The 20,682-nt window shown below is 68.6% G+C and carries 22 protein-coding genes; 2 read left to right on the top strand and 20 right to left on the bottom strand.

Features of this window, described 5'->3' with window-relative positions:
- Positions 1-2: 2 nt before the first annotated feature.
- The 14 genes from AB0P21_RS15465 to dacB form a co-directional block, all read right to left on the bottom strand.
- Positions 3-392, bottom strand: coding sequence for a hypothetical protein (locus AB0P21_RS15465; protein ID WP_363697095.1), 390 nt, complete (start codon positions 390-392; stop codon positions 3-5).
- A gap of 46 nt (positions 393-438) precedes the next feature.
- Positions 439-879 carry a hypothetical protein gene (locus AB0P21_RS15460; RefSeq protein ID WP_363697093.1) on the bottom strand — a complete coding sequence of 147 codons (441 nt, stop codon included), beginning with the start codon at positions 877-879 and terminating at the stop codon, positions 439-441.
- A gap of 11 nt (positions 880-890) precedes the next feature.
- Positions 891-1,406 (bottom strand): DUF3180 domain-containing protein, encoded by a 516-nt coding sequence (locus AB0P21_RS15455; protein WP_363697091.1) that lies wholly within the window; start codon positions 1,404-1,406, stop codon positions 891-893.
- Between the two features lie 2 nt (positions 1,407-1,408).
- A complete protein-coding gene (folK, locus tag AB0P21_RS15450) occupies positions 1,409-1,975 on the bottom strand; it encodes a 2-amino-4-hydroxy-6-hydroxymethyldihydropteridine diphosphokinase (RefSeq protein WP_363697089.1) in 567 nt (188 codons plus the stop codon).
- A complete protein-coding gene (gene folB, locus AB0P21_RS15445) occupies positions 1,972-2,376 on the bottom strand; it encodes a dihydroneopterin aldolase (protein WP_363697087.1) in 405 nt (134 codons plus the stop codon). Before folB ends, folK begins: the two co-directional genes overlap by 4 nt.
- Complete coding sequence (locus AB0P21_RS15440) at positions 2,373-2,837, bottom strand: nuclear transport factor 2 family protein (protein WP_363697085.1); 465 nt, start codon at positions 2,835-2,837, stop codon at positions 2,373-2,375. Before AB0P21_RS15440 ends, folB begins: the two co-directional genes overlap by 4 nt.
- The gene (folP, locus tag AB0P21_RS15435) at positions 2,834-3,631 is read right to left on the bottom strand and encodes a dihydropteroate synthase (RefSeq protein WP_363698428.1); all 798 of its coding nucleotides are present in this window, start codon (positions 3,629-3,631) and stop codon (positions 2,834-2,836) included. The genes AB0P21_RS15440 and folP overlap by 4 nt, the downstream gene beginning before the upstream one ends.
- Positions 3,632-3,772: 141 nt before the next feature.
- Positions 3,773-4,906 carry a S1 family peptidase gene (locus AB0P21_RS15430; RefSeq protein ID WP_363697083.1) on the bottom strand — a complete coding sequence of 378 codons (1,134 nt, stop codon included), beginning with the start codon at positions 4,904-4,906 and terminating at the stop codon, positions 3,773-3,775.
- Positions 4,907-5,070: 164 nt separating this feature from the next.
- Positions 5,071-5,643, bottom strand: a complete 573-nt coding sequence (folE, locus tag AB0P21_RS15425) for a GTP cyclohydrolase I FolE (protein WP_363697081.1) — start codon at positions 5,641-5,643, stop codon at positions 5,071-5,073.
- Positions 5,644-5,707: 64 nt separating this feature from the next.
- On the bottom strand, positions 5,708-7,738 hold the full coding sequence (gene ftsH, locus AB0P21_RS15420) for an ATP-dependent zinc metalloprotease FtsH (RefSeq protein ID WP_363698426.1): 2,031 nt from the start codon (positions 7,736-7,738) through the stop codon (positions 5,708-5,710).
- 190 nt (positions 7,739-7,928) lie between these two features.
- Positions 7,929-8,480 carry a hypoxanthine phosphoribosyltransferase gene (gene hpt, locus AB0P21_RS15415; RefSeq protein WP_363697079.1) on the bottom strand — a complete coding sequence of 184 codons (552 nt, stop codon included), beginning with the start codon at positions 8,478-8,480 and terminating at the stop codon, positions 7,929-7,931.
- A gap of 4 nt (positions 8,481-8,484) precedes the next feature.
- Positions 8,485-9,447: a tRNA lysidine(34) synthetase TilS gene (tilS, locus tag AB0P21_RS15410; protein ID WP_363697077.1), complete on the bottom strand. Its 963-nt coding sequence runs from the start codon at positions 9,445-9,447 to the stop codon at positions 8,485-8,487.
- Positions 9,448-9,481: 34 nt separating this feature from the next.
- Positions 9,482-10,579, bottom strand: coding sequence for a zinc-dependent metalloprotease (locus AB0P21_RS15405; protein ID WP_363697076.1), 1,098 nt, complete (start codon positions 10,577-10,579; stop codon positions 9,482-9,484).
- Between the two features lie 37 nt (positions 10,580-10,616).
- Positions 10,617-11,975: a D-alanyl-D-alanine carboxypeptidase/D-alanyl-D-alanine-endopeptidase gene (gene dacB, locus AB0P21_RS15400; protein ID WP_363697074.1), complete on the bottom strand. Its 1,359-nt coding sequence runs from the start codon at positions 11,973-11,975 to the stop codon at positions 10,617-10,619.
- Positions 11,976-12,025: 50 nt separating this feature from the next.
- Here dacB and AB0P21_RS15395 point away from each other — a divergent pair, with 50 nt between their 5' ends.
- Complete coding sequence (locus AB0P21_RS15395; protein ID WP_363697072.1) at positions 12,026-12,514, top strand: inorganic diphosphatase; 489 nt, start codon at positions 12,026-12,028, stop codon at positions 12,512-12,514.
- A 59-nt stretch (positions 12,515-12,573) separates the two neighbouring features.
- Here AB0P21_RS15395 and AB0P21_RS15390 read toward each other — a convergent pair whose 3' ends face one another.
- The 4 genes from AB0P21_RS15390 to AB0P21_RS15375 all read right to left on the bottom strand — a co-directional run bounded on the left by AB0P21_RS15390 (position 12,574) and on the right by AB0P21_RS15375 (position 16,419).
- Complete coding sequence (locus AB0P21_RS15390) at positions 12,574-12,768, bottom strand: hypothetical protein (RefSeq protein WP_363697071.1); 195 nt, start codon at positions 12,766-12,768, stop codon at positions 12,574-12,576.
- A gap of 80 nt (positions 12,769-12,848) precedes the next feature.
- A complete protein-coding gene (locus tag AB0P21_RS15385) occupies positions 12,849-14,204 on the bottom strand; it encodes a C40 family peptidase (RefSeq protein WP_363697069.1) in 1,356 nt (451 codons plus the stop codon).
- 234 nt (positions 14,205-14,438) lie between these two features.
- Positions 14,439-15,278 (bottom strand): endonuclease/exonuclease/phosphatase family protein, encoded by an 840-nt coding sequence (locus AB0P21_RS15380; protein ID WP_363697067.1) that lies wholly within the window; start codon positions 15,276-15,278, stop codon positions 14,439-14,441.
- A 61-nt stretch (positions 15,279-15,339) separates the two neighbouring features.
- The gene (locus AB0P21_RS15375) at positions 15,340-16,419 is read right to left on the bottom strand and encodes an oxidoreductase (protein ID WP_363697066.1); all 1,080 of its coding nucleotides are present in this window, start codon (positions 16,417-16,419) and stop codon (positions 15,340-15,342) included.
- Between the two features lie 86 nt (positions 16,420-16,505).
- Here AB0P21_RS15375 and AB0P21_RS15370 point away from each other — a divergent pair, with 86 nt between their 5' ends.
- The gene (locus AB0P21_RS15370) at positions 16,506-17,375 is read left to right on the top strand and encodes a bile acid:sodium symporter family protein (protein WP_363697064.1); all 870 of its coding nucleotides are present in this window, start codon (positions 16,506-16,508) and stop codon (positions 17,373-17,375) included.
- On the opposite strand, the gene AB0P21_RS15365 is transcribed toward AB0P21_RS15370, so the two are convergent.
- Both AB0P21_RS15365 and AB0P21_RS15360 read right to left on the bottom strand, forming a co-directional pair.
- A complete protein-coding gene (locus AB0P21_RS15365; RefSeq protein WP_363697063.1) occupies positions 17,347-18,654 on the bottom strand; it encodes a ThuA domain-containing protein in 1,308 nt (435 codons plus the stop codon). The genes AB0P21_RS15370 and AB0P21_RS15365 overlap by 29 nt on opposite strands.
- Positions 18,655-18,684: 30 nt before the next feature.
- A complete protein-coding gene (locus AB0P21_RS15360) occupies positions 18,685-20,556 on the bottom strand; it encodes a glycoside hydrolase family 3 N-terminal domain-containing protein (protein ID WP_363697061.1) in 1,872 nt (623 codons plus the stop codon).
- Between the last annotated feature and the right edge of the window lie 126 nt (positions 20,557-20,682).

Raw genomic sequence — 20,682 nt, 5'->3', positions numbered from 1 at the left:
CTTCAGCTCCGACCGGTACGGCGTCGCCAAGCGGCCGCCGCGGCGACTGCGCCGATGGCGAGCAGCCCGCCCGCCGCTGCCTGGCCGGCTTGCCGACGACACCCCACGTTGGCGCAGTCCGGGATCGCATACGGCTGGCCCGGATTGAGCTCGTGCGTCTCGTCCGCCGACACGTACGCGGTGGTCGCCGGGAAGTCCCAGCCGTCGGCGCTCAGCAGCCGGTACCAGTACGCGTCGTCCCAGGACTTCAATCGGCAGGTGACGTTCACCGACGGCGACTGGTTCGGTGTCGGCCCGAGCTGCCCGATCGGCACGTGGTCCTGGTTGTAGACCGTGACGGTGCCGTCCGGGTTGTTCATCGTCACTGCCGGATAACTCGCGTCCAACCCCATGAAAATCCCCTCCCCTTGGCAGAAGTATGGGGTGGGGCGCGCCGGGTCAGGAAGCGGCGAGGCCGCGTAGTTTCAGGTCCACCACGGTCGGGGCGTCGGCCTGGGAGTGCTTGTCGCCGGCCGCGACCACGGTCGCGACCTCCTCGTCGATCTTGTCCAGCCGCTTGTCGATCTTGTCCAGCCGGCGCTGCATCAGGTCGACGAACTCGGCGTTCTCGACCACCCGGGCGCTGGTGATCCGGGAGTACTCCTGGGCCACCTGGGCGCGCTCGTCGCTGTGCGCGAGGCGTTCGATCAGGAGCTGGTGGCGGGTCAGGGCGGAGGCGCCGACCGCGACCACGACGGCGGCGATGGCGGCGGCACGCAGAATCCACTGGTTCTGCGAGAACAGCGAGACACTCACGCCGAGGCAGATCACGACGAGCAGCACGTTGGCGACCACGAGAACAGTGGCCCTGGTACGACGGCGGCTACCCCTTGACCCCATGGACCGACATGTTAGGGGGTCTCCTCGGGGTCATCGGGGATACGACACGCCCGTTCGAGGAGCAATCCGGCCGTGACGACCAGCACTGAGATCACTGCCGCAGCACCGGTAGTGATCACGCGGTTGCGCGGTCCCGAGGAGCTGAGCGCGCCCAGGAAGGATAACGCGAACCCTGCGTAAACACCGGCGCACAACGCGCCGACGAAGGCGCTGGCTTTTCCGAGCATCAGCAGGAACACCGCGCGGGACGGCTCGACCCGCTCGTGCCGGACCTGGATCCGCTGGTGGGTGTTCCGGGCCGCGGCGAACAACAGCGCGGCCAGGAAGCTCCAGGCGACCAGGGTGAGCCAGGACACCATCGGCGCGACGCCGCCACTGGACTCGATCGCCTTGACCACGGTCCAGCCGATCGCCACCCCGAGGACGACGATCGCGACCAGCAACCGCCGTGAGGTCGGCCGGACCGATCCAGGCGGCGGCTCCTGACCGGCCCCTGGCGCCCGGCCCGGACCGGTACCGCCTGACACCACTACTGCAGCTCGATGGTGAGATCGTCGAGCTTCTTCACGCCGTCGCTGCCCACCTTGGCGAGCAGGTCGGCCACCGGGCCCACTCCGGGCAGCACCGCGTCGGGCTCGATGTCCAGCCACGGCGCCAGCACGAAGGCGCGCTCGTGCGCCCGCGGGTGCGGGACGGTCAGCTCCTCGGTCTCGATCGACTTGTTGCCGTAGGTGATCAGGTCGACGTCCAGGGTCCGCGGCGCGCCCTTCTCACCGCGCTCCCGGCCGAACGCCTGCTCGACGGCGTGCGCGCGGTCCAGCAGCGTGTCGACCGACAGCGTGGTGTCGGCCAGCAGCACGATGTTCAGGTACGGGCCGGACTCGTCCGGGCCGCCGATCGGCTCGGTCTCGTAGATCGGCGAGACGTCCACCACCACGACGTCCGGAGTGTCCCGCAGCGCGTCGACGCCGCCCTGCAGGTTGGCTTCCCGATCGCCGAGATTGCTACCGAGCGACAGGATCACCTGCCGGATCGGCTTGAGGCCACCGCTCAGGGTGTCCGCGTCGATCACGTGGGGACTAGGGGTCTCAGTCACGAGGATTCTCCGGCTCTGCGCTGCACGGTCAGGACAACGTCGTCGAACGGCACCGTGATCGGCGCCGAAGGTTTGTGGATGGTCACCGCGGCCCCTGTCACCCGCCGGTCGGCGAGGCACAGATCCGCGATCCGTTGTGCCAGTGTCTCAATCAGGTCCACCGGGTCGTTCTCGATGGCCGCGTGCACCTGCTCGGCCACCACCCCGTAGTTCACGGTGTCGGCCAGGTCGTCGGAGGCCGCGGCGGGCCGGGTGTCCAGCTCCAGCCGGACGTCCACGACGAACTCCTGCCCGTCGGCCCGCTCGTGCTCGAAGACTCCGTGCCGGCCGAAGCCACGGATACCGCGGATCTCGATCACGTCCGGCGGCTGCACCACAGGCGGCAGTGCGGGACCGCTCACTCTGCCTCCTCCGATGGACCCCCGGACGACAGTACCGGGGAGGCGTGGTGGATCCACAACCGCCAGCCGGAAGTGGTCTTGCGGAAGACGTTGGTGGCGAGCGCCTTTCCCCCCGCGAAACCCTCTTCCGGCGCCCCTTCGCCGGACGACAGGACATTCTCCGTACACGTGACGTAGGCCACGTCTTCATCCACTCTTACCTGGACGTCGGTCAGGAAGAACTGGATGTACGGCGTATTGGCGAAGATCATCGCCCAGGCCCGCATCATCTCGGAGTACCCGTAGATGGCCGCGTTGCCCGGGTGAATGCAGACCGGATCGGGTTCCGGCAGCCAGACCGCCGCCATCAGGTCCAGGTCGCCCGCCTCGAACGCGTTGTAGAACGCGGTGTTCGCGTTCAGCACCACGGTCTGCGCGGAGGCACCGGTCCCTCGTCGCGTCCCGCCCGGCTCTTCGGTCATACCGCTCCCCACCGGCGCGCCACCCGGACCGCGTCCGCACTCGGCGCCACCGCGTGAGCCCGGACACACCAGGCTCCGGCCGCGGCGGCGAGGGCGGAGACAGCCGCGCTCGCGTCGTCTCGTCGTACGGCCGGTCTCGGATCCCCGGTCTCCTCGTCGGCGAGCAGCCTACCCAGGAACGCCTTGCGTGAGGCACCGATCAGCAACGGCCTTTCCAGGACGCCGAACTCGCGCAGCCTGCGCAGTACCTCCCAGTTGTGGTCCGCGTTCTTCGCGAACCCCAGTCCGGGGTCGAGCGCCACCCGCTCCAGGTCCACTCCGGCCGCACTGATCGCCTCCAGCCGCAGGGCCAGTTCGGCGATCACCTCGGCCACCACATCGTCGTACTGCGCCCGCTGCTGCATCCCGACCGAGTGGCCCCGCCAGTGCATGCAGACGTACGGCGTCGCGCGGTCGGCGACCAGCCCGAGCATCTCCGGGTCGGCCAGCCCGCCGGAGACGTCGTTGACCATCACCGCTCCGGCGTCCAGCGCGAGCGCGGCCACGTCGGCGCGCATCGTGTCGATCGAGATCAGCGCGCCCTCGGCGGCCAGCGTCTCGATCACCGGCAGCACCCGGCGGATCTCCTCGGCCGGGGCGGGCCGCTCGGCGCCGGGCCGGGTGGACTCACCGCCGACGTCCAGCAGGTCCGCGCCCTCGGCCAGCAACTCCCGGCCGTGCTTGATCGCGGCGGACGGCTCGAACCACTCTCCGCCGTCGGAGAACGAGTCCGGGGTCACGTTGACGACGCCCATCACCAGACAGCGATCGAGTCCGGGCAGGCCTGCAACGTGATTCGGTGGGGCAGTTCGCACCTGACCACCGTAGTGGCCCCGCGCGAGCTGCCCCACCTAGGTACCGGGCCCCCATCAACTCCGGGCTCCCGCCCGGGGCCGCTAGCCCAGCACCAGCGAGGCGCCGCTAGCGGACAGCGCCTCACCGATCGGTTGTGAGTAGGACTCGTTGGTCTGGCCGTGCTTGTCCAGGCACTGCCCACTGATCAGGGCCGCGCCGCTGGTGATTCCCTGGGCGTAGTCGCCGGTCATGTTGGCGCCACCGGAGTCGCCGGCCTCGACACAGGCCGTGTGCTGGAAGAGACCGCGAACCACCTTGTTGTTGCCGTAGTTCACGGTCACGTTGCGTGCCACGATCCGGCCACAGGACCAGCCGGTGCTCTTGCCGGACTTGCACAGCTCGGCCCCGACCATCGCGTCGGCCTCACCGCGGATCTGGACGTCGTCGGCGCCCCAGCGCTCGACCCGGCCCTGCTGGTCCCAGCCCTCGATCACGCTGACGGTGCCGAAGTCGTTGCCGGGAAAGCTGGAGCTGCGGGTGTTGCCGATCACGTAGCCGTTGCGGGAGAAGGACGGTTTGCCCGCCGTGCAGTGCCCGGCGGTCAGGAAGATCCGGCTGCCGTCGCTGGTCTGGGCGTTGAAGCCCAGCGAGCAGGTGTAGCCGGTGTTCTTGTCGACCTGGTAGCCGCCCAGCAGGCCGAACTGCTCGTCGGTGGTGCTGGCGATGCCGGCCGAGCGGCGCAGCGTCACCTTGCCGCCGTTGGCCTTCGCCTTGCGCAGGAAGCGCTTCGAGATCGCGTCGTTGGTGCCCCGGGGCGCGGTGACCACGACGGTGCCGCTGATCGGGTCGACGTACCAGGACTTGACCCTGCCCGCGCTGGAGCCGGTGGCCAGGTCGTCGAGCTGGGCCTTCACCGCGAACAGCTGGGCCGCGGTGTACTGCACGAGTTTGGGGATCGCGCCGGCCTGCCGGACCAGATCGGCGGTCGCCGCGTCGGAGACCGAGACCACCAGGGCGCCGGTGTCGTCGAGATAGCTGCCGATCGCTCTGGTGCCGAGCTTGCCCTCGAGCGCCTGCGCCTGGTCCTGGACCCGCAGCAGCTTCTGCTCCGCGGTGGGGAGCTTGGCGGCTCCGACCGGTCCATCGGCCTGGGCGCCGTTCGCTGCGATCAATCCGGCAGCCGCCAGTACGGCGATCCCGGTCACCGCCGCGCCGACCCGAAAACGGCCTGACATACCTCATCCTCCTCACGCCGGCGCCCTGCACCCGAGTCAGGACGCCACTACGGACCGTAGGCGTTCGGACACGGAATGTCCATGGGCAACAGCTTCAGAGGTTCAACGAGCGCGAGCCCACCGGAGCTACGCAGTACGGCGAAATGCCTGCCGGGGCAGCGATTTCAGCTGACGATCAGGCTCATCGCCTCGGCCCGGGTGACCGGGTTGCGGAGCTGGCCGCGGACCGCCGAGGTGATCGTCTTGGCGCCCGCTTTCCGGACGCCGCGCATTGTCATGCAGAGGTGCTCGCACTCGATCACGACGATCACGCCGCGCGGCTTGAGGATCTCCACCAGCGACTCGGCGACCTGGGTGGTCAGCCGCTCCTGCACCTGCGGCCGCTTGGCGTAGACGTCGACCAGCCGGGCCAGCTTGGACAGCCCGGTGATCTTCCCGTCCACGCCCGGGATGTAGCCGACGTGGGCCACCCCGGTGAACGGGACCAGGTGGTGCTCGCAGACCGACCAGACCTCGATGTCCTTGACCAGGATCATCTCGTCGTGGCCGAGGTCGAACGTCGTGCTCAGCACGTCCTCGGCGGTCTGGCCCAGGCCCGCGGTGATCTCGGCGTACGAGCGCGCCACCCGGGCCGGGGTGTCCTTCAGGCCCTCCCGGTCCGGGTCCTCGCCGATCGCGATCAGCAGCTCCCGGACTGCGGCCTCGGCCCGGGCATGATCGAAGTTCGGCGATGTCATCTCGACAACATAAGCGATGCCCCGGAATCCGTGAGGAATCCGGGGCATCGGCGTCAGCTGGGTGTCACTCGACGGGTGGGGTCGGCCCGCCGCCGTAGTTCGGGCCCTTGGCGGCCTCGTCCGGTCCGATCGATCCACCGGGGATGACGTCCTGGAGCGAGCCGTTCTGCTCGCCCCGCGGCAGCGGCATCACCGGCGGCTGCTGGGACGGGATCCGGGTCGAGGACCCGGTCCAGGCCGGCCGCAGCTCGCGCTTCTGGATCGGCTCGAAGATCCGGGCGATCTCCGCCTTGTCCAGGGTCTCCTTCTCCAGCAGCTCCTCGACCAGGCTGTCCAGCACCGCGCGGTTCTCGCCCAGGATGTCGAAGGCCTCCTGGTGCGCGTTCAGGATCAGCTTGCCGACCTCCTCGTCGACCGCCGCGGCGATCTCCTCGGAGTAGTTGCGCTGGCTGCCCAGGTCGCGGCCCAGGAACGGCTCACCGGAGTCGGAGCCGAACTTGATCGCGCCCAGCCGCTCGGTCATCCCGTACTGCGTGACCATCGCGCGGGCCAGCGCGGTGGCCTTCTCGATGTCGTTGCTGGCGCCGGTGGTCGGGTCGTGGAAGACCATCTCCTCGGCGGCGCGGCCACCGAGCATGTAGGCCAGCTTGTCCAGCATCTCCGACCTGGTGGTGGAGTACTTGTCCTCGTCCGGCAGCACCATCGTGTATCCCAGCGCGCGACCGCGCGGCAGGATCGTCACCTTGTGCACCGGGTCGGAGTGCGGCAGCGCGGCGGCGACCAGGGCGTGACCGCCCTCGTGGTACGCCGTCAGCACCTTCTCCTTGTCCGACATCAGCCGGCTGCGGCGCTGCGGTCCCGCGATCACGCGGTCGATCGCCTCGTCCAGGGCCGACTTGTCGATCTGGTTCTTGTTCAGCCGGGCGGTCAGCAGCGCCGCCTCGTTCAGCACGTTGGCCAGGTCGGCGCCGGTGAAGCCAGGGGTCCGGCGGGCCACCGCGGTCAGGTCCGCGTCGTCCGACATCGGCTTGCCGCGGGCGTGCACCTTCAGGATCTTGTCGCGGCCCGGCAGGTCCGGCGCGTCGACCGGGATCTGCCGGTCGAACCGGCCCGGCCGCAGCAGCGCCGGGTCGAGCACGTCCGGCCGGTTGGTCGCGGCGATCAGGATCACGCCGCCGCGGACGTCGAAGCCGTCCATCTCGACCAGCAACTGGTTCAGGGTCTGCTCGCGCTCGTCGTGGCCACCGCCCAGACCCGCACCGCGGTGCCGGCCGACGGCGTCGATCTCGTCGATGAAGATGATCGCCGGGGCGTTCGTCTTGGCCTGCTCGAACAGGTCGCGGACCCGGGAGGCGCCGACACCGACGAACATCTCGACGAAGTCCGAGCCGGAGATCGAGTAGAACGGCACGCCGGCCTCACCGGCGACCGCGCGGGCCAGCAGCGTCTTGCCGGTACCGGGCTGGCCGTAGAGCAGCACGCCCTTGGGGATCTTCGCCCCGACCGCCTGGAACTTGCCCGGCTCCTGCAGGAACTCCTTGATCTCGCTGAGCTCCTCGATCGCCTCGTCGGCCCCGGCCACGTCCGCGAAGGTCGTCTTCGGGGTGTCCTTGGTGACCAGCTTCGCCTTCGACTTGGCGAAACTCATCACCCGCGAGCCGCCGCCCTGCATCGAGTTCATCAAGAAGATGAAGACGACCGCGATCAGCAGGAACGGGATCAGCGTCGAGAAGACCTGGCCGATGAAGCTCGGCTTCGGGTTCTCCACGTCGTACTTCTCGATCTTGCCGTCCTGGAACAGCTTCTGGAGGTCGCCGCCGAGGGCGTTGCCCTGGCCGTCCACCCAGTGCGCCTTGACCTTGGTGCCGTCGGTCTTCTCGATCCGGATCTCCTGATCCGGGTCGATCAGGGTGACCGTCTTGATCGACTTGTCACTGGCCCCGGCGGCCTGCGTGATCAGTTGCACCACCCTGCCGGTGGGCTCGGTCTTGTACCCGGACGAGCCGGTCAGGAGCTGTCCGATCACCAGTACGCCCAAGAAGGCGATGACGATCCAGAACAGGGGTCCGCGGAAGATGCGCTTCACGTCCATGATCAGGGCAGGCGCCCCGTCCCTCCTAGCTCAGCAGGCCCCGGAAACGGGCTTGTGACGGTAATACCAGTCCAAGTGTCTCGTGTCGGGCAAGCGTGCCCACCACGAGGGTCACCGAACGACGGTACGACCCTGTCTACAGCCTGTCACCAAGTCCCTGACAGGTCAGCCCACCGACCGGCCGGGAAGCAGGTCAGGAGTACACGTGTGGGGCGAGCGTCGCCACGCAGCGCAGGTTGCGGTACTTCTCCGCGTAGTCGAGGCCGTAGCCGACCACGAACTCGTCCGGCAGCTCCAGGCCGACGTACTTGACCGGGACCGCCATCTTGGCCGCGTCCGGCTTGCGGAACGCGGTGCAGATCTCCACCGAGGCCGGCTGGCGGGACTGCAGGTTGCTGACCAGCCAGGTCAGCGTCAGCCCGGTGTCGATGATGTCCTCGACGATCAGCACGTGCCGGTTGGTGATGTCGGTGTCCAGGTCCTTCTGGATCCGGACCACCCCGGACGACTTCGTTCCCGAGCCGTAAGAGGAGACTGCCATCCAGTCCATCTCGACGTGCCGGCTGAACGAGCGGGCCAGATCGGCCATCACCATCACGGCGCCCCGCAGGACGCCGACCAGCAACAGGTCCTTGCCCTCGTAGTCCTGCTCGATCCGCAGGGCCAGTTCCTTCAGCTTCGCCTGGATCTGCTCCTCGGTGAAGTGAATCTGGGCCAGGTCCTTCTCGATGTCCGACGCGTCCACGGTGTCAGCCTGACACATCACTCCCCAAGACGAGGAATCCGCCCCTGCGAACGGCTCGGACGCCTTGCGGGAGGTCGATCCAGCGTTGCCCGCGCCAGTCGGTGACGAGCGCGTCGACGGCCGCGATGTGGCCGGCACTGAGGTCATTGGCGCGGCAACCGGCTTCAAGCGCGGCCTGCCGCAGTACGCGGGTGCGGAGCGCGGGCGGCTCATCGGCCAGTACTGCGATGTCGCAGACCACCTCTGTCTTGTCGTGCTGGACAGCGGTCTCTGCCAGGTCAGCCGCCAGTACGTCGAGCGCGTCCGCGTCGGCGCGCAGCAGTCCCGCAGTACGGGCGAGGGCTTCGGTCACGCCCGGGCCCAGCGCCTCCTCCAGCACCGGCAGCACTTCGTGGCGCACCCGCACCCGCCGGTACTTCGGATCGTCGTTGTGCGGGTCATGCCAGGGCCTCAGACCGGACGCGATGCACGCGGCGGCCGTCGTACTGCGGGAGACCTCCAGTAGCGGGCGCCTGAGCAGTCCCGCCTCCGCTGCCATCCCGGCGAGCGAGCGGGCCCCCGAACCCCTTGCGAGCCCCAGCAGGACCGTCTCTGCCTGGTCATCCCGGGTGTGAGCCAGCAGGACGACGTCTGCGCCCAGCTGGTCGGCAGCATCCCGCAGTGCGTCGTACCGGGCGGTCCTGGCGGCACCCTCGGGGCCGCCGTCGGTGCCGACCTCCACTGCACGCACCTGGACCGGCTCCAGCCCCAGACCTCTGCACTGCTCGGCTGCCGTCTCAGCAGTCTTGTCGGAGCCCGTCTGGAGCCCGTGGTCGACCACCACAGCCCCGGCCGTCAGGCCGAGCTTGGGCGCTTCAAACGCAACCGCCGCAGCCAACGCCAAGCTGTCCGCACCGCCGGAGCAGGCAACCAGCACGGTGCTCCCCCGCGGCAAGTCGCCCAGCCCCGCGCGGACGGCCTCCCGCACCCGCGCGACAGCAGGATGTAGCTTCCCTCGCCGTTCAGCCGTGGAGTCTGGTGATCCAGGCATCGGGGTTGGCGATCTCGTGCTTGGTGGGGAGCGTGTTGGGGCCGGTCCAGACCCGGTTGAAGCCGTCCATCCCGACGCGGTCGACCACCCGGCGGACGAAGGCCGCGCCGTCCTGGTACTGCCGCATCTTCGCGTCCAGCCCGAGCAGCTTCTTCAGCAGTTGGTCGACCGGGTTGCCACCGGTCCGGCGCGAGGTGAACTTGGAGCGGATCGTGTCGACGGTCGGGATCACGCTCGGCCCGACGCCGTCCATCACGAAGTCCGCGTGCCCCTCGAGCAGCGACATCACCGCGGTCAGCCGGTCCAGCACCGCGCGCTGCTCCGGCGACTGCATCAGGTCGACCAGGCTCAGCTCGGCCTCGCCCTTCACCGACCGCCCGAGCCGCTGCACCGCCTCCCGGAACATCGCCGCGTACGCCGATGCGTCCAGCTCCGCCTGGTCCAGGAACAGCGAGATCTCCTGCCGCAGGTGATCCCGCAGCCACGGTACGGCGGTGAACTGGACCCGGTGCGTCTCCTCGTGCAGGCACACCCACAACCGGAAGTCCCGCGGTACCACGCCCAGCTCGGACTCCACGTGCATCACGTTCGGCGCGACCAGCAGCAGCCGCCCGGTCAGGTCGGGGCGAGTCGGGTCCGGCACCGCCGGGTAGAAGGGGTCGAACTGCCCCAGCACCCGGGACGACAGGAAGGCCAGCAGCGCGCCCGCCTCGATCGCGGTGACCCGGGAGCCGACAGCGGACGACAGCCCGCCGGTGCGCTCCTGCTTCTCCCGCAGCTTGTCGGCCAGCGGCTGCAGCACGGTCCGGAAGCCGTCGGCGTTCGCCTGCACCCAGCCCGGGCGGTCCACGATCACCACCGGAGCGGTGGCCGAGGTCGCCTGCAACCCGGTGAAGTCGCGCACGTGGTGCTCGGACTCCGCCGCGAACTGCCGCAACTCGGTGACCACCTGGTCCGCCTCGGCGCGACTGACCGCCGGCCCCGGCCGGAGCAGCTTGCGCGCCACCCCGATCGCCAGCTGCCAGTCGACCATCTCGGTCGCAGTACTACTACCTTCAGCCGTACTCATACATCGACCCTAATGGCATGTTCCAACATGCGCCTGCTTAACAGCCGCAGGCGGCGAGGGCAGCTGTCGCCCGGTCCAGAGCAGCGCGGGCCTCCAACGCCAGGGGCGCCGGGGAGCTGTCAGTGGCCACGGCAAAGACCAGCAGCGTCCCCGACTTGGTACGGGCGTAGCCGGCCAGCGAGTGGACGTTGGTGAGGGTGCCTGTCTTCGCCCGGACCATCCCGGTGCCTGCAGCCGATGCCGGCCCGACGAAGCGCCGCGCGAGGCTCCCGTTGAAGCCTGCGACCGGCAGCCCGGTCAGGAGGTGTCGCAACTGCGGCTTGTCCTCCGCAGTCGCCACCCGGACAGCCCCAGCCAGTACGTCGAGCGGCACCTGGTTGGTGCGAGACAGGCCGCTACCGTCCTCGAATCGCGCCTTGCTGACGTCCAGCCCCAGCTCGGTGAGAGTAGAGCGCAGCCCGGCCACCCCACCGGTGTAGGAGCCGCCGTTCTTGGTCGCCAGCCCGACGTGCCGCAGCAGCACCTCGGCGCCGTCGTTGTCGCTGTGCAGGTTCACGTACTCGACGATGTCCCCGAGGGTCGGCGAATCCACCTGGGCGATCGCCTCTACGCCTGCCGGCGCCTTGAGGGCCGTCCCGACGGTCGCCTTGATCCCCAGCGCCCGCAGCTGGGCAGCGAACGCCGTAGTAGCAGCCAGCGCCGGGGAGTCGGCCCGCTTGGCCATGCCGGGTGACAGCCGTCCCTCGTTCACCCAGAGCGCCGAGGTACGAGCAGCGATGCCCTCGGTGAGGTAGTTGGGCTCCCACTTGGGGTTGGCGGCCGGGCCGGTGAACAGCGTCGCGTCGTACCCGAGGGTGACGCTGGCCACCCCGGCGCCGCGGAGCGCCTTCGCAGTACCGATGGCCAGGTCCTGGAGCGAGGCGCGGGTCGGGAAGTCCAGCGGGTCCGTCGGCCGCTTGGTGACCAGCAGTGGGTCGCCGCCGCCGACCAGCACGATCGAGTTGCCTGACCGGACGACCTTCGTGGCGAACCGGTGCTCCGGTCCGAGGGTCTCCAGCGCCGAGACGGTGGTGAGCAGCTTCATGGTCGACGCGGGGATGAACGGCTTCGCAGTACCGGTGGAGAAGACTGGCTTGCCCCGCGAGGCGTCGTACACGTAGACACCGAAGTGTTTCCCGAGCGAGGGGTGGGACAGTGCGGCCGCCAGAGCCTTCTGTACTCCGGCAGCGGTCGGCGCGACACCCGCCGGCTCGGCAGGCTCCAGCACGGCCGGGGCGTCCGTAGTACCGGCTGCTTTCTGCGACGAGGAGGGCACTGCCTGCGCACTGCCGACCAGTCCAGCGAGCACTCCGGCAGTCAGCAGCGTGACGAACACCGCACGCGGAGGACGAGCCACCTGGCTTCTCCTGTCATTTCATCGGTCGGAACCGTGACAGTATCTGCCGTATGGAGTTCGACGTCTTCATCGAGATCCCCAAGGGCACCCGCAACAAGTACGAGCTGGACCACAAGACGAACCGGTTGCGTCTCGACCGGACCTTGTTCACGGCCACTCAGTACCCCTCCGACTACGGGTTCATCGAGGACACCCTGGGCCAGGACGGGGATCCGCTGGATGCCCTCGTGCTGCTCAGCGAGCCGACCTTCCCCGGCTGCCTGATCAAGGCCCGGGCGATCGGCATGTTCCGGATGACCGACGAGAAGGGCCCGGACGACAAGGTCCTCTGCGTCCCGGCCGGTGACCCGCGGCAGGAGCACCTGCGCGACATCCACCACGTGCCGGAGTTCGACCGGCTGGAGATCCAGCACTTCTTCGAGGTCTACAAGGACCTGGAGCCGGGAAAGTCCGTCGAGGGCGCCAGCTGGGTCGGCCGCGCCGACGCCGAGGCCGAGGTCACCGCCTCCTTCGAGCGCCTGAAGACCGAAGGCCACTGAGCAGTCGGTAAGTCCCGCTCGGTCCGGCTCACCGGACCGAGCGGTTTGTCGTGGACCGGTTACCAGCTGATTAGTGAGTACGGCGCGCCGCGATCGGCGACGGAGGTCCGCTCGACCGGGGGCGCGGCGTACGGCGTACTGGGTGGCTCGGTGGTGTTCACCGGGACCGGGTCGGCCGCGACGGTACGGCGCCTGCCGACCACCAATGACATCGCGGTGGCGATCATTGACCTGCTGCGCAAAGGATTCGACACTGGAACCGTCCTGCACGCCGACGGCGGATCGGCTGGTCTAGTCGTTCGGGGAGATGAGCTGCCTCACGCGGCCCGGCAGATCAGGGCCGGCCGAAGAAGTCCGGGTCCTCCCAGTAGTAGATGCTGTCGATCGTGACCGGTCGGCCGGTCCGGGGCGCGTGCACCATCCGGCCACCGCCGAGGTACATCGCGACGTGGAAGATCGAGCCCGGGTCGCCGCTGCGCTCGGACCAGAAGATCAGGTCGCCGGGCCGCAGCTCGTCCTCGGAGATGTGCTTGGTCTGCTCGTACTGCGCGACGCTGTAGTGCGGCAGTTGGACGCCGGCCCGCTTCCACGCGCCCATCGTCAGGCCGGAGCAGTCCCAGGAGTTCGGGCCGGTCGCCGCCCAGACGTAGGGGTCGCCCAGCTGGGAGAGGGCGAAGTCGATAGCGGCTCGGGCGCCGCGCGAGTTGCGCCCGGAGCCACCATCGTCCTTCTTCGTGCCGCCACCCTTGGACGGCCGGTGCTTCTTCGGCGTCTTCTTGCTGCTGTTCTTGTCGCTCTTGTCCTCGCGAGCCTGCCGGGCCGCCTCCTCGCGGTCCTCCCGGGCCTGCCGCGCGGCGGCCTCGCGGGCCTCCCGGGCTTCCCGCGCGGCGATCCGCTGACGCAGTTCCTCGGCCTTCTTCGCGGCCAGCGCCGCGGCCCGCTGCCGGGCCAGCTCCTCGAGTCCACGCTGCCGCTGATCGGCCACCTGGACGGACGTGTTGCGCAGCGTCGCCAGCAGCGCGATCTGCTGCTTGCGCTGTACTGCGATCGCCGTGACCGCAGCCCGCTGCTCGGCCTCAGCCGCCTCTGCGGCCTTCTTGGCCTGGGCCGCCTCGTCGGACGCCGCCTTCACCTTGGTGACGGCCTGGTCCTTCTGCAGCTTGAACGCGTTGGTGACCACCTGGCTCGCGGTGTACCGGAGGTACGAGCCCTGCATCGCCTGCGACACCGAGCGCATCGCGCCGGCGGAGTCGAGCAGCTGCTGCGGACCGTCCGCGCTGAACAGCGGGCCGATCTTCGCCAGGTCACCGCCACCTTGGTACGACGCGGCCGCGAAGCGACCGATCTGCTGTCGCTGGACCGCCAGCGTCGTCTCCGCCTTGTCAGCCCGATCCGCGGCGGCCTTGGCCTCGGCCTTCGCCTGCTGGAGCCGGTACATCGCGCCGTTGTAGAGCTCGCCGGCCTTGGCCGACTGAAGCCCGAGCTGCTCGAGCCGGGCGCTGGCGCCGGCGAGCTGCTGCTCGATCCCGGCCACCTGAGCGGCCTTCGCGGCAGCGGCCTTGCGGGCGGCGTCCACGGTCGACTGCGACGGAATGACCGGCGGCTTGGGGTCGGCCTGCGCCGGTACCGCGATCAGACCCATGGTGCCGATCAGAGAGACCGCGAGCACCCCTGAAGCCAATGGACGCATCGGGTTCTTCCTTCCGCCAGTCACGAACCCCTTCCCCAGGGCTCATGTCCTTTTGGTCCATCTGGACCACATACGCGACACTAGTTGCCTCCAGCCCCATTGGGAACACCCTTCACACGAATAACTTTGTTGCACCTGCGTGTCGGCTTGACAAACTACAAGCTTGTAATTCACGCGCACGAAAATCGGCGCCCACCCTTGTGGGTGGACGCCGATCGAGTGAAAGGGCCGGAGCTACCGAAGGTTGTACGTGGCAACGACCGGCAGATGGTCGGACCCGTTGGTGCTGATCACCGCGGATGACAGCGACTCGATCCCCTGCCGGGTGTGCAGCAGGTAGTCGATCCGTGCAGTCGGGTTGTCCGCCTCGATCGTGTACCCCGGGCCGACGCCGACCTCGGCCCAGGTGTCACGCCAGACCTTCGTCAGGGTGCCGATCTCGGGTGCGTCCGGCCGGGCGTTGAGATCGCCGACCAGGATGGTCGGCAGCTTCGAGTTGTCGAGCAGCTCGACCACCTTCTTGGCCTGCTCGAGCCGCTCGGCGTTGTTGTTCGAGGTCAGGTGCGTGTTGGCCAGCCGCAGGTAGACGCCGCGGATCTTGATCGCGGCCACCGACAGACCGCGCTGCTCACCGGTCGGGTAGAGCGGCAGCAGCGTGTTCTTGAAGTCCTTGATCGGGTTCTTCGACAGCACCGCCGTGCCGTACTGCCGGCGCGGCTCCCCCGGGTTCAGCGGCGGCAGGTCCAGGTTCGCCGCGTAGGCGTAGTGCATCTTCAGCCGGGCCGCGAACCAGGCCGACTGGTTCACCCAGTTACTGCGCTCGCTCCAGTGGTTGTCGACCTCCTGCAGCCCGACGAGGTCGGCCCCGGAGTTCTCGATCACCTTGGCGATCCGCTCGAGATCCAGGACGCCGTCCGTGCCGGCGCCGTGGTGGATGTTGTAGGTCAGCACCCTGAGCGGCTGCCCCGGCCGGTCCGGCCGGTCGTTGCCCTGGGAGGTGGCGGCGGCCGCCGTCGGCAGCACCATCAGCAACCCCGCGAAAGTGATCAGCAACCGGGTAGGAAGTTTTCGCATGCACCCATCCTGGCCGTAACCAGGCGACACCCGCACGACCTGCGGGTGTCGCCCGACTGAATTAGCGGGTGACGGACAGTCGCGAGACCAGGCCCTTGGCACCCGAGGCCCAGCAACCGGCCTGGCGACCGTGCCCCACGCACTCGACGCTGTCGTAGTTGCCGCTGTCGAACTGCGTCCAGCTCCGCCCACCGTCCACGCTCACGTCGCTGCCGGTCGGGCCGACCGCGAGGAACGTCTTGGCCGTCCCCGGCACGTACGCCGAGCCGCTGCGGTACTTCTTCGGCGCCTTGTCGGCCGGCACCAACTTCCAGCTCCGGCCGCCGTCGGACGTGTACGACGCACCCTTCACCGCGTCGCCCTCGGTCGCGAAGTCACCACCGACCGCCACTCCGTGCAACTGGTTGCGGAAGCTCAGGCTGAAGATCCCGGCCGCCTCGCCGCTGCCCATCGGGGAGTCGGTCACCTTCCACGAGCGGCCACCGTCGTACGTACGGAACACCCGCGGCCGGTCACCACCGCCGGTCGCGAACCACGCAGTACGACCGGCGCCGGCCACCAGGCAGGTCCCGCTCGCCGCGAAGGCGAACTCCCCCGGCAACGCGGCCGGCATCCCCTTGGTCGGCTGCACCTTCCACGACTTGCCGCCGTCAGAGGTTGCCGCGATCCGGAACTTCCCGTCCACCGGGTCGCTCAGCGCCAAGCCGTTGCGCGAGTTGTTGAAGTCCAGGCAGTCGTAGAAAGCCACCGGGTCGGTGTTGCGGAACGCCTCCGCCCACGTCTTGCCACCATCCGCGGTCCGGAAGATCCGCGAGTCCTCGCCGTTGCCGATCGCCAGTACGACGGCCCGCTTCGCGTCGAACGCCTCGACATCGCGGAACAGCAGCGTCTGCCCCGGCGGGCTCACGTTCTGCCACTTCTTGCCGCCGTCCAGCGTCCGCAGTACCTGGCCGTTGCTCCCGGCCACCCACGCCACGTCCTTGCTGACGGCGGCGAGGCCGCGGAACTGCGACGTGCTCCCGGTCGGCTTCACCTCCCACTGGTACTTCGGTCCGTGCTGCCCGACCGCCTGGGCCGGCACAAGCTGGGTCGTGGCGAGCAGGACTCCGGCCGCGAGTGCGGCGATGCGCAGGGTCTTCATGCGAGGCAACGTAATACAGAAGGCAACCTCTTGCCGAGACCCTCGGGCACTGTCACTCTGAGCATCCATTTCCTAGGGAGCCGCCCATGAACGACTCCGTGCTCACCTCGGTCCTGCTGCCGATCGCGCTGGCGATCATCATGCTGGGCCTCGGGCTGACGCTGACCGTCGCCGACTTCACCCGGGTGCTGAAGATGCCCCGCGCCGTCCTGGTTGCGCTGGGCACCCAAGTGCTGCTGCTGCCGGCCATCTGCTTCGGCCTGGTCAAGGTGTTCGACCTGGCGCCCGCGCTGGCGGTCGGGATGATGCTGCTGGCCGCCTCCCCCGGCGGCACCACCGCGAACCTCTTCAGCCACCTCGCCGGCGGCGACGTCGCGCTCAACGTGACGCTGACCGCGGTCAACTCGGTGCTCGCGGTGATCACCCTGCCGATCGTCGTCAACCTGTCCCTGAACCACTTCCTCGGCGACGGCCAGATCGGCCTGCAACCAGCCAAGATGCTGCAGGTGTTCGCGATCGTACTGGTCCCGGTCGCGCTCGGAATGCTGCTACGCAACAAGAAACCAGGTTTCGCGCAGCAGATGGCGCGCCCGGTGAAGCTCGGCTCGATCCTGGTACTGGCCCTGGTGATCTTCGCCGCGATCTACACCGAGCGCGCCAACTTCCTCGACTACCTGGCCGCCGTCGGCCTGGTCGCCGTACTGCTCAACGTCCTCAGCCTCGCCCTCGGGTACGTCGTACCGAAGCTGGCCAAGCTCGGTGAGCGCCAGTCCATCGCGTGCTCGATGGAGATCGGCATCCACAACGCCACCCTGGCGCTCACCATCGCGCTGAGCCCTTCCCTGCTGAACAACAGCGAGATGTCCATCCCGGTCGCCGTCTACGGCATCGTGATGTTCATCCCGACCGCTGCCTTCGCCTTCTACCTCAGCCGACGAGCTGGAACGACTGCGTAGCGGAGTTGTTGCAGGTCAGCTGGACCAACTGGACACTGTCGGCGGTGGAGCCGCCGGGGACGGTCAGGCACTTGCCGCTCAGTCGGCTGACGAAGTGGAAGTACCCGCTGCCTTCGGAGACCGCCTGCCACTGCTGGTTGTTTCCGTTGCTGTAGGCCCACAGTTGCAGGCCGGCGTTGTCGGCCTGGGAGACACCCGTCACGTCGATCACCTTGGTGGCGTCGTTGCGGTTGTTGACCCGGCTGAAGCCGTCCGAAGTCGGCTGGAACTGGAACTGCTGAGCCAGCGAGCTGTTGCAGCTGTACTGCTGGACGACCGTGCCGTTGGCGGTGCCGGCGGCGCGGGCGTCGATGCACTTGCCGTTGGCCTTGTTGGCGGCCGTGTACCACTTGCTCGCGTCCGGCTGGTCGACCGGCGGGACGGTCGTGCCGCCACCGCCGAGCCACTTCAGGGCGTCCATCAGGAACTGGTTCTGCGCCGGGCTGTCGAAGGTCGACGAGGTCCGGGTGTTGGTCTGGTAGTTCATCGCGTTGTGGCCGAAGTTGGCGTAGATCACCTTGTAGTTCTTGTTGGTCCAGATGATCGGGTAGTAGCCGCCGGTCCAGACCTGCGAGGTGCCGACCGGGAAGCCGGACGGGTCGATCGAGGCCAGTACCTGGATGTTCGGGTTGGTCCGCAGGTCGTTCTGCCAGCTGTACCACTCGCTGACCGACGACCGGAAGGTCGCACCGGTGTTCACCAGGGACGGGTGCGAGCGGTTCTCGGTCCGCAGCGTGGTCGCGGTCGGCAGCCAGGTGTTGGTGCTGAACCGGCCGGTACCGAGCAGGGTGTTGTTGAACCACGGCCAGCCGCCGGAGGCGTCGTTGTAGTTGGCGACGTGGAACCCGAGGAACCCGCCACCGCTCTCGACGTACCGCTGGAAGCCGGTGCGCTGGGCCGTGCTGTGCGGCGAGTCGTCCAGGAACAGCACCACCTGGGCGTCGTTCTTGGTCAGGTTGTTCAGCCGGTCCCAGTTGTTCGTCTGCTCGTAGGTGAAGCCGTTCTGGGCCCCGAACGCGGGGAACCGTTCCCTGGCCTCCTTCTGGAAGTCGATGTGCGCGGCGTCGAAGGTGCCGCTGTAGAAGGCGAGCACCTTGAAGGTGGCGGCCACCTTGTCGGCCTGGGTCACCTCGTCGGGTTGGGTCACCCGGGCGAACGCGCTGCCTGACGTCAGGGTCAGGCAGCCGATCAGGGCGAGGGCGAGTAGTCGGGCGATGATGCTCTTGCGGACCAGGTGCATGTGGGGGCGGGTCCTTTCGTGAAGTACTGCTTAGGGGCGATAGCGAAGTCCGTATCCGAACGGAAACAGCGGCGTCTGCCCGTCGCCGACGTTGATGGGTTGTTGCGCGGCGCTCCTCATCCAGGTCACCGGCAACTGTCCGGTCGGCCGGTAGTCGCCGAACAGCACGTCGGCGACGCCCTGTCCCTCGGAGCCCGGCAGCCAGGCCGCGACCAGCCCGGCCCAGTCCGGCAGCTGGGCGGCGATGTCGAGGGGACGACCGGAGACCAGCACCACGACCACCGGTACGCCGGTCGCCTTCAACCGGGCCAGCGTGTCGAGATCGGCCTGGTCCAGGCCCATCGCGCCGGGCCGGTCACCACGGCCCTCGGCGTACGGGGTCTCGCCGATCACCGCGACCGCGACGTCGTACGAGTCGTCGACGCCGTCACCATCCTTGCTATAGGCAACGGTCGTGGACGGCTGGACGGAGTGCCGGATCCCTTCCAGGATGGTGGTTCCGGGGGTGACCGGGCCACTCGCGCCCTGCCAGCCGACGGTCCAGCCGCCGGACTGGTTGCCGATGTCATCGGCGTTCTTGCCGGCCACGAAGATCTTCTGGTTGCCCTTGGCCAGCGGAAGGATCCGGCCCTGGTTCTTCAGCAGCACCTGGGACTGCCGGACCGCCTGCCGGGCCAGGTCGCGGTGCTCCTGGCTGCCGATGGTGCTGGTCAGGCTGCGGTCGGTGAAGGGGTGCTCGAACAGGCCGAGCTCGAACTTCTTGGTCAGGATCCGCCGGTTCGCGTCGTCGATCCGCGCCACCGGGATCCGGCCGGCCTGCACCTCGGCCCGCAGCGTGTCGATGAACTGCTTCCAGGCGAACGGCACCATCACCATGTCCATGCCGGCGTTGATCGACGCCGTCACCTCGGCCGGCGTGAAGCCCGGCTGGCCGTCGATCTTGTCGATCCCGTTGTAGTCCGACACGACGATGCCGTCGAAGCCGAGCTCGCCCTTCAGCACGTCTTTGATCAGGTAGTTGCCGGCGTGCAGCTTGACGCCGTTGAAGCTGCTGTACGAGATCATCACCGAGCCGACGCCGCGCCGGACCGCCTCCTTGAACGGCGGCAGGTGGATCGCGCGCAGCTCGGCCTCGCTGATGTTCGTCTCGCCCTGGTCCTTGCCGCCGACCGTGCCGCCGTCGCCGACGTAGTGCTTGGCGGTCGCGAGCACCGAGCCGGGATCCGACAGGGACTCGCCCTGCATGCCGTTGATGATCGGCGCCATCGTCCGGGCCAGCATCGGCAACTCGCCGAACGACTCGTAGGTACGGCCCCAGCGGTCGTTGCGCACCACACACAGGCAGGGCGCGAAGTTCCAGTCGATCCCGGTGCCGGCCACCTCCTGGGCGGTGACCTCGCCGATCCTCTCCGCCAGCACCGGATCGCGGGTCGCGCCCAGCCCGATGTTGTGCGGGAAGATCGTCGCGCCCTTCACGCCGTTGTGCCCGTGCACCGCGTCGACACCGTAGATCAACGGGATCCCGAGCGGCGACGACAACGCGGTTCGCTGGAACCCGTCGTACATGTCGGCCCAGCTCTGCGGCGTGTTCGGCGTCGGCTGCGAGCTACCGCCGGACAGCAACGACCCCAGCCGGTACGTCGCGACGTCGGCCGGCTCGGTGATCCCCAGCCGCTCGGCCTGGATCATCTGGCCGAGCTTGTCGTCCAGCGTCATCCGCGCCAGCAGATCCTGCACGCGGACCTTCACCGGCTGCGTCGAGTCCTTGTACGCCGGTGTCGCGCCATCCTCGACTTGGACCGGCGAGGCCGGCGCCGGGGCGGCAACAGCCAGCAGCAACGCGCCGGACGCAAGGCCGGCAGCGGCATTTCTCAGGGCAGGCAACAGCTTCCGAGCGGGCATTGGGCGGATCCCCTCAGTGAGCGTGGTATTACGCAGGGTTCGAATTCAGGGCTTAAATTAACCCACACTCAAACGCCCGTAAAGACTTCAGCAAGCCCTTTCCGAAAAGTCTTTCAGTTTCCCGTC

The sequence above is a fragment of the Kribbella sp. NPDC056861 genome (assembly GCF_040687575.1).
Classification (GTDB): domain Bacteria; phylum Actinomycetota; class Actinomycetes; order Propionibacteriales; family Kribbellaceae; genus Kribbella.
This window is presented reverse-complemented; position numbering and strand designations above follow the sequence as displayed.

What these genes read in the sequence shown, in the direction of transcription:
- AB0P21_RS15395 (WP_363697072.1), top strand. Translation starts at nt 12,026, where the DNA reads ATGGAGTTCGACGTCTTCATCGAGATCCCCAAGGGCACCCGCAACAAG.
- AB0P21_RS15385 (WP_363697069.1), bottom strand. Translation starts at nt 14,204, where the DNA reads ATGCGTCCATTGGCTTCAGGGGTGCTCGCGGTCTCTCTGATCGGCACC.
- AB0P21_RS15375 (WP_363697066.1), bottom strand. Translation starts at nt 16,419, where the DNA reads ATGAAGACCCTGCGCATCGCCGCACTCGCGGCCGGAGTCCTGCTCGCC.
- AB0P21_RS15460 (WP_363697093.1), bottom strand. Translation starts at nt 879, where the DNA reads ATGGGGTCAAGGGGTAGCCGCCGTCGTACCAGGGCCACTGTTCTCGTG.
- AB0P21_RS15440 (WP_363697085.1), bottom strand. Translation starts at nt 2,837, where the DNA reads ATGACCGAAGAGCCGGGCGGGACGCGACGAGGGACCGGTGCCTCCGCG.
- AB0P21_RS15405 (WP_363697076.1), bottom strand. Translation starts at nt 10,579, where the DNA reads ATGAGTACGGCTGAAGGTAGTAGTACTGCGACCGAGATGGTCGACTGG.
- folE (WP_363697081.1), bottom strand. Translation starts at nt 5,643, where the DNA reads ATGACATCGCCGAACTTCGATCATGCCCGGGCCGAGGCCGCAGTCCGG.
- AB0P21_RS15430 (WP_363697083.1), bottom strand. Translation starts at nt 4,906, where the DNA reads ATGTCAGGCCGTTTTCGGGTCGGCGCGGCGGTGACCGGGATCGCCGTA.
- AB0P21_RS15370 (WP_363697064.1), top strand. Translation starts at nt 16,506, where the DNA reads ATGAACGACTCCGTGCTCACCTCGGTCCTGCTGCCGATCGCGCTGGCG.
- AB0P21_RS15360 (WP_363697061.1), bottom strand. Translation starts at nt 20,556, where the DNA reads ATGCCCGCTCGGAAGCTGTTGCCTGCCCTGAGAAATGCCGCTGCCGGC.
- AB0P21_RS15465 (WP_363697095.1), bottom strand. Translation starts at nt 392, where the DNA reads ATGGGGTTGGACGCGAGTTATCCGGCAGTGACGATGAACAACCCGGAC.
- AB0P21_RS15380 (WP_363697067.1), bottom strand. Translation starts at nt 15,278, where the DNA reads ATGCGAAAACTTCCTACCCGGTTGCTGATCACTTTCGCGGGGTTGCTG.
- AB0P21_RS15365 (WP_363697063.1), bottom strand. Translation starts at nt 18,654, where the DNA reads ATGCACCTGGTCCGCAAGAGCATCATCGCCCGACTACTCGCCCTCGCC.
- folP (WP_363698428.1), bottom strand. Translation starts at nt 3,631, where the DNA reads ATGGGCGTCGTCAACGTGACCCCGGACTCGTTCTCCGACGGCGGAGAG.